Genomic DNA, 7,012 nt, shown 5'->3' on the forward strand with positions numbered 1-7,012 from the left:
AATCCGGCCGGGTGAAACGATGCGGGACGCCATGCACGCGGCACGGCGTCCCGCGCGGCCAGCATCAGAACGAATAGATGAACTGCGTCGCGAGCAGGTCGTTGGACTTGCCGTACGAGCCGTCGTTGCGCAGGAACACCTTGTTGTTCGCCCAGTCGTGCCGGTATTCGACCTTCACGGTGATCTGCTGGGTCGGATAGAACAGCAGGTCGAGCGCGACGTCCTGGCGCACCGCGCCCTTGCACTCGAAGCCCAGGCCGCCGCCGGCCTTCGACATCGCGAGGCAGTCCGCGTCGACGCCGAAGCCGTTGTTCGGATCCATCCCGTTGCCGTTCAGCGCGATGCCGCCACCGCCGCCGCCGTTCTTCGTGTTGGCGAGCAGGTCGTAGCGCAGCGTCACGCCCATGCGACCGACCACCGGCGCGTTGAACTTGCGGTGCGCGAGCAGCGACAGACCGTACCACTGCGCGAGCCCGCCGTTGAACGCCGCATGCTGCTGCCGGCCGTAGTCGACTTCGGCGTTGTACTGAATATCGGCAAGCGTGTAGGTCGCATCGAGTTCGCCGAAGAAGAACGAACCATAGGCGCTCGGTGCCGCACCGCCCGGGCCGTAGTGGACGACGCCCTGGTCGTCGATCGCGCTCGCCAGCGTCTGCCGCCCGATGTTGAACGACCCGCCGATATCGAGTGCGCTCGACCACGTGTAGTCCGCGCGCGCGGTGAAGGTCGGCACCTTGTTGCTCGTGCTGATCGGGTCGCCGAGCGCATTGGTGCCCGTCTGCGTGACCGAGCCGTACGTGCGGTACTGCTCGTTGCCGAGGAAGAACTTCCACGCCCAGTTGCCCTTCGTGTAGTTCGCGCCGACGCCGACGTAGCTGCCCGGATCCGAGAAATCGTACAGCAGGTTGTGCGTGAGCGTGAGCATCTGGTTCGACTGCTGCACCTCGTAGCCGCCGAAGCTCGGGATCAAACCGGCGACGAGCGTCGTCGACGCGGTGATCGGCACGTTGACGACCGCCGTGTTCAGCAGGTTGTCGGTGATCGAGCCGCGCGAGTTCTGCAGCAGCGTGATGCCGTTGCCGCGGTTCGGCATCAGCGTGATCTCCGCCGACGGCGCCATCGGGCCGACGCCGAAGGTCTTCTTGATGTCGAGGTAGAGATCGCCGAACGTGCTGTTGAAGTAGTTGTACGCGTTCTCGTGGTTCGCGAACAGGAACGACGACGTGCCGGCCGCGCGGTTGTAGATGTAGGTCGGGTCGATGTAGCCCGTGACCGACAGGCCCGCGAGCGGCCCGGTGTTGGCCGCGTCCGTCAGCGAGTCGACCTTCAGCTGCTGGTTCGCGATCTGCTGCTTCATTTCACTGACTTCGTCGTTGGTCAGCGTGGCCTGGGCACGGCCGTAGTCCGGCGAGGACGGATCGGCGGCCACCATCGCCGGCTTGGCCGAGGCCGTCGCGCCGGCCTGCGCGACCGGCGTGCCGCCCGGTTTCGCGGCGAGCTGCGCCTGCATGGCCTTCATCTGCTTCTGCAGCGCGGCGACCTGCGCCTGCAGTGCCTTGATTTCGGCGGAGGTCGAGTCGGCCAGCGCGATGCCCGGCAACGCGCCGGCCACCAGCAGGCAGATCAGTTTCTTCTTCATTGCGGATTCTCCTTGTCGTGGGCCTGTCAATGTGTGATCGGTTTGCGCGCCGCATCACGCGGCGCGCGGGTCTTGTTATCGATGGAACGGGAAGAGGGAAGTCAGGCCGCCGCGAACGCCGCCTTCATGTCGGCCACGCGGCGTCGCTCGCGCGCGATCATCATCTGGTTCACGACGATCACGCCGATCGTCACAGCGGTGATGAACAGCGTCGCGAGTGCATTCATTTCAGGGTTCAGGCCAAGACGCACACGCGAGAACACCACCAGCGGCAGCGTCGTCGAGCCGGGCCCGGACAGGAACGCCGACAGCACCAGATCGTCGATCGACAGCGTGAACGACAGCAGCCAGCCCGACAGCAGCGCCTGCGAGATCAGCGGCAGCGTCACCACGAAGAACACCTTCAGCGGCGTCGCGCCCAGATCGAGCGCCGCTTCCTCCAGCGACTTGTTCATCTCCTTCACGCGCGACTGCACGATGATCGCCACGTACGACACGCAGAGCATCACGTGGCCGATCCAGATCGTCACCATCCCGCGACCCTTCGGCCAGCCGAACATCTGCTCCAGCGCCACGAAAAGCAGCAGCAGCGAGATGCCCTGGATCACCTCGGGAATCACGAGTGGCGCGTTGATCATCCCCGTGTACAGCGTGAAGCCCTTGAAGCGGCCGAAGCGCGCGAGCACGAAGCCCGCCCACGTGCCGATCACGACCGACGCGGTGGCCGTCAGCAGGCCGATCTTCAGCGACAGCCACGCGGCCGTGAGCAGCTCGTCGTCCTGCCACAGCGCCGCGTACCACTTCAGCGAGAAGCCCGACCACACCGTCACCAGCTTCGACTCGTTGAACGAGTACACGACCAGGCTGATGATCGGGATGTACAGGAACAGAAAGCCGAAGGCGAGGACGCCTGTCGACAGCGGTTTGCTCGGCTTGATCATTTCGCTTCCTCCAGTTCCTTGACCTGGTAGTACTGGAACAGCGCCATCGGCACCAGCAACAGCAGCACCATCGCGACCGTCACCGCGGACGCCATCGGCCAGTCCATGTTGTTGAAGAACTCGTCCCACATCACGCGGCCGATCATCAGCGTGTCGGCGCCGCCGAGCAGCTCCGGAATCACGTACTCGCCGACCGCCGGAATGAACACCAGCAGGCTGCCGGCGATGATCCCGTTCTTCGACAGCGGCAGCGTGATGCGCGTGAACGCGACCCACGGTCTGGCGCCAAGGTCGTACGCGGCCTCGAGCAGCGTCAGATCCATCTTCACGAGGTGCGCATACAGCGGCATCACCATGAACGGCAGGTACGAATAGACCATCCCGATGTAGACGCCCGCGTCGCTGTGATAGAGGCGCAGCGGCGTGTGGATGATGCCCAGTGCGATCAGCGTGTGGTTCAGGAGGCCGTCATCCTTCAGGATGCCGATCCATGCGTACACGCGAATCAGGAACGACGTCCAGAACGGCAGCATCACGGCCATCATCAGCACGTTGCGCCGGGCCGGTTCCGAGCGCGCGATGTAGTACGCCATCGGGTAACCGATCAGCAGGCACAGCAGCGTCGACACGGCGGCCATCTTCAGCGAGCTGAGGTAGGTCGCGATGTACAGGTCGTCCTGCAGCAGGAACGCGTAGTGCGACAGCTGCAGCGCGAAGTGCACGACGCCGTCCTTGATCTCGACGAGCGACGTGTACGGCGGGATCCCCATCACCTGGTCGGCGAAGCTGATCTTGAACACCAGCACGAACGGCAGCGCGAAGAAGATCGTGAGCCACACGAACGGCACGCCGATCGCGATGCCGCGGCCCGACGGCAGGAAGCGCGACAGCGCGGCGAAGCGGCTGCGTCGTTTGGCGGCCTGAGTCGTAGCGGTCGCACCGGTCGGCACCGGCGCGGAAGGAGTGGAAGCGGAAGTTCTCATCATGTCGCCCTCATTGCGTCAGCACGACGCCGCTGGCCGGCGACCACGACACGAACACGTCGTCGTTCCACGCCGGCGCGCTGTCGTGCATCAGGTGCGAGCTCGACAGGTTCGACACCACCGTCTTGCCGCTCGGCAGGCGCACGTGGTACAGCGAGTACGCGCCCATGTACGCGATGTCGGTCACGACGCCGCGCGCCCAGTTGTGATGCGAGCCGGGCTTTTCGCGGGACACGTGCACGCGTTCCGGGCGCACCGAGATGCCGACCGGCATGCCGAGCGGGCCGGTCACGCCGTGGCTCACGTACATGCGTGCCTCGAGGTCGTCGCTCTCGACGAAGATGTGATCGGGTTCGTCCTCGACCACGCGCCCCTCGAACAGGTTCGTCGAGCCGATGAATTCGGCCGAGAAGCGGCTGTTCGGGAATTCGTACACTTCGCCGGGCGAGCCGATCTGCACGATCTTGCCTTCGCTCATCACCGCGAGGCGGCTCGCCATCGTCATCGCTTCTTCCTGGTCGTGCGTGACCATCACGCAGGTCACGTCGACCTTCTCGATGATGTTGACCAACTCGAGCTGAGTCTTCTGGCGGATCTTCTTGTCGAGCGCGGACATCGGCTCGTCGAGCAGCAGCAGCTTCGGGCGCTTCACCAGCGAGCGGGCGAGCGCGACGCGCTGCTGCTGGCCGCCCGACAGTTGATGCGGCTTGCGCTTCGCGTACTTGCTCATCTGCACGAGCGCAAGCGCGTCGGCCACGCGTTCCTTGATTTCGTTCTTCGGCGTACCTTCCTGCTTCAGGCCGAACGCGACGTTCGACTCGACCGACATGTGCGGAAAGAGCGCGTACGACTGGAACATCATGTTCACCGGCCGGCGGTACGGCGGCAGCGACGCGAGGTCCTCGCCGTCGACGAAGATCTTGCCGGAGGTGGCCGTTTCCAGCCCGGCGAGCATGCGCAGCAGCGTCGACTTGCCGCAGCCCGAGCTGCCGAGCAGTGCGAACAATTCGTTTTTCGCGATCGTCAGATTCACGTTGTCGACGGCCGTGCTGTCGCCGAATTTCTTCACGACGTTTTCGATGCGCACGAACGCGTCGTTCTTCGAGCGGGCCGGGGCGGCCGGTTGGGTCTGGCGTGCAGCAGCGGAAGAGGGTATCGATTGCATGGGAGTCACCATTCGTTCTTCACGGATTGCAGGCGTGAGCGTCCCCGCGCGAGACGCGCAACGCGACTCGCGGACAACGGCTCGTGCCGGATGGAACAGGGCGCGCGGCGCGCGCAGGCGGACGGCGGTCCGCGTATCTCAGGCGCGCAGGCGTGGAGCGATGCCTGCGCCGCCGTGATGCATGGCGATCAGTGGCCGGTTTTCAGTTGCGCCCACAGACGGTTCTCGAGGCGCAGGATGTCGGCCGGCATCGGCTTCATCAGCACCATCTTCTTCAGCACGTCTTCGGGCGGATAGACGGTCGGATCCTGCGCGACGGCCGGCGTCACGAACTGATGCGCGGCCTTGTTCGCGGTCGGGTAGAACACCGTGTTGGTGATCGCCGCGTTGACCTTCGCGTCGGACACGTAGTTGATCCACTTCAGCGCGGCCTCGGGGTGCGGTGCATCCTTCGGAATCACCATCACGTCGAACCACAGCAAGCCGCCTTCCTTCGGATTCGAGAACTTGATGTCGTACGAGCGCTTCGCCTCCGACGAGCGGCGGTGCGCGATGCCGACGTCGCCCGACCAGCCGAGCGCGACGCACACGTCGTTGTTCGCGAGGTCGTTGATGTAGCCGGACGAGTTGAACTGGGTGATGTACGGGCGGACTTTCTTCAGGACTTCGAAGGCAGCCTGATAGTCGCCGGGGTTCTTGCTGTTCGGATCCTTGCCCATGTACTGCAGCGTGGCGGCGAACACGTCGACGGCCTGGTCGAGGAACGACACGCCGCAGCCCTTCAGCTTTTCCATGTTGGCCGGGTCGAACACCAGCGCCCAGCTGTCGACCGGTGCCTTGTCGCCGAGCGCCTTCTTCACCGCCTGCGCGTTGTAGCCGATGCCGTCGGTGCCATACGCCCACGGCACGCCGTACTGGTTGCCCGGATCGGCATCCGAGATCATCTTCATCAGCAGCGGATCGAGATTCGCGAGGTTCGGGATCTTCGACTTGTCGAGCTTCTGATACACGCCGGCCTGGATCTGCTTGGCCATGTAGTTCGAGGTCGGCACGACGATGTCGTAGCCCGAGCTGCCCGCCAGCAGCTTCGCCTGCAGCGTGTCGTCGCTGTCGTAGTTGTCGTACTTGACGTGAATGCCCGTCTGTTTCTGGAAGTTCGGAATCGTGTCGGGTGCGATGTAGTCGGACCAGTTGTAGACGTTCAGTTCGTCGGCGTGCGCCGACGGGCTGGCGACCGACGTGAACGCGGCCGCGGCGGCAAGGGCCGCGACGGAACAGGCTTGGCGAAGAAAGCAGGCACGCATGGTGGAATTCCCCTGGGTTATGGCGGCGTGCGGCACCCGCCGCACGCCTGTAGGCAAAGTCGTTACGAAAGGCCCAGTTGCTGGGCGGTCGCATCGACGGCCTTCTTCGCCTTCGATACGAGCTCATCGATTTCCTGACGCGAGATCACGAGCGGCGGCGACAGCAGCATCCGGTCGCCGGTCGCACGCATGATCAGGTTGCCGCTGAAGCAGAAGTCCCGGCAGATCGTGCCGACGTCGCCGCCGTTCGCGAAGCGGCGGCGTTCGGCCGGCGACTCGGCGAGCTGCAGGCTCGCGACCATCCCGTGGCCGTGCACTTCGCCGACGATCGGATGACGCGCGAAGGTCTCGCGCATCAGCGCCTGGAAGTAAGGGCCCGTGTCGTGCTTGACGCGCTCGACGATCCCTTCGTCGCGCAGCAGCTTCAGGTTCGCGACCGCCACCGCCGCCGCGACCGGATGGCCCGAGTACGTGAGGCCGTGATTGAATTCGCCGTTGTCGATGATCGGGCGCGCGATGCGTTCATGGATGCCCACCGCGCCCATCGGCACGTAACCCGACGTCAGGCCCTTGGCCATCGTGATCAGGTCCGGCTCGAAGCCGAAGTGCTGATGCGCGAACCATTCGCCGGTGCGGCCGAAGCCGCCGATCACTTCGTCGGCGACGAGCAGGATGTCGTACTTGCGGCAGATCCGCTGGATTTCCGGCCAGTACGTCGACGGCGGGAAGATCACGCCGCCCGCGCCCTGGAACGGCTCGCCGATGAATGCCGCGACGTTCTCCGCGCCGAGTTCGAGGATCTTCGCCTCGAGCTGCTGCGCGCGTGCGAGGCCGAATGCCTCGGGCGTTTCGCCGGCCTGCGCTTCGCCGAAGAAATACGGTTGATCGATGTGCACGATGTGCTCGACCTTCGACGGCATCTGCTCGTGCATGTAGCCCATCCCGCCGAGCGTGCCGCCCGCGATCGTCGAGCCGTGGTA

6 protein-coding genes are annotated in these 7,012 nt (G+C 64.9%); all 6 read right to left on the minus strand.

Annotation, left to right across the window (positions count from 1 at the left end):
- Positions 1-64: 64 nt before the first annotated feature.
- Complete coding sequence (locus DIE08_RS19060; protein ID WP_124902985.1) at positions 65-1,639, minus strand: DUF3138 family protein; 1,575 nt, start codon at positions 1,637-1,639, stop codon at positions 65-67.
- A 101-nt stretch (positions 1,640-1,740) separates the two neighbouring features.
- Positions 1,741-2,580 (minus strand): ABC transporter permease subunit, encoded by an 840-nt coding sequence (locus DIE08_RS19065; RefSeq protein WP_044847895.1) that lies wholly within the window; start codon positions 2,578-2,580, stop codon positions 1,741-1,743.
- The gene (locus tag DIE08_RS19070; RefSeq protein ID WP_124902993.1) at positions 2,577-3,563 is read right to left on the minus strand and encodes an ABC transporter permease subunit; all 987 of its coding nucleotides are present in this window, start codon (positions 3,561-3,563) and stop codon (positions 2,577-2,579) included. The genes DIE08_RS19065 and DIE08_RS19070 overlap by 4 nt, the downstream gene beginning before the upstream one ends.
- Before the next feature lie 10 nt (positions 3,564-3,573).
- Positions 3,574-4,728: an ABC transporter ATP-binding protein gene (locus tag DIE08_RS19075; protein ID WP_124902987.1), complete on the minus strand. Its 1,155-nt coding sequence runs from the start codon at positions 4,726-4,728 to the stop codon at positions 3,574-3,576.
- Between the two features lie 188 nt (positions 4,729-4,916).
- On the minus strand, positions 4,917-6,032 hold the full coding sequence (locus tag DIE08_RS19080) for a polyamine ABC transporter substrate-binding protein (RefSeq protein ID WP_124902989.1): 1,116 nt from the start codon (positions 6,030-6,032) through the stop codon (positions 4,917-4,919).
- A gap of 62 nt (positions 6,033-6,094) precedes the next feature.
- Positions 6,095-7,012 (minus strand): aminotransferase (locus DIE08_RS19085; protein ID WP_124902991.1); only part of this gene is annotated, 918 nt, incomplete at its 5' end.

It is taken from the genome of Burkholderia sp. Bp9004 (assembly GCF_003858025.1).
In the GTDB taxonomy this organism is placed as follows: domain Bacteria; phylum Pseudomonadota; class Gammaproteobacteria; order Burkholderiales; family Burkholderiaceae; genus Burkholderia; species Burkholderia diffusa.

What these genes read in the sequence shown, in the direction of transcription:
- DIE08_RS19065 (WP_044847895.1), bottom strand. Translation starts at nt 2,580, where the DNA reads ATGATCAAGCCGAGCAAACCGCTGTCGACAGGCGTCCTCGCCTTCGGC.
- DIE08_RS19060 (WP_124902985.1), bottom strand. Translation starts at nt 1,639, where the DNA reads ATGAAGAAGAAACTGATCTGCCTGCTGGTGGCCGGCGCGTTGCCGGGC.
- DIE08_RS19075 (WP_124902987.1), bottom strand. Translation starts at nt 4,728, where the DNA reads ATGCAATCGATACCCTCTTCCGCTGCTGCACGCCAGACCCAACCGGCC.
- DIE08_RS19070 (WP_124902993.1), bottom strand. Translation starts at nt 3,563, where the DNA reads ATGAGAACTTCCGCTTCCACTCCTTCCGCGCCGGTGCCGACCGGTGCG.
- DIE08_RS19080 (WP_124902989.1), bottom strand. Translation starts at nt 6,032, where the DNA reads ATGCGTGCCTGCTTTCTTCGCCAAGCCTGTTCCGTCGCGGCCCTTGCC.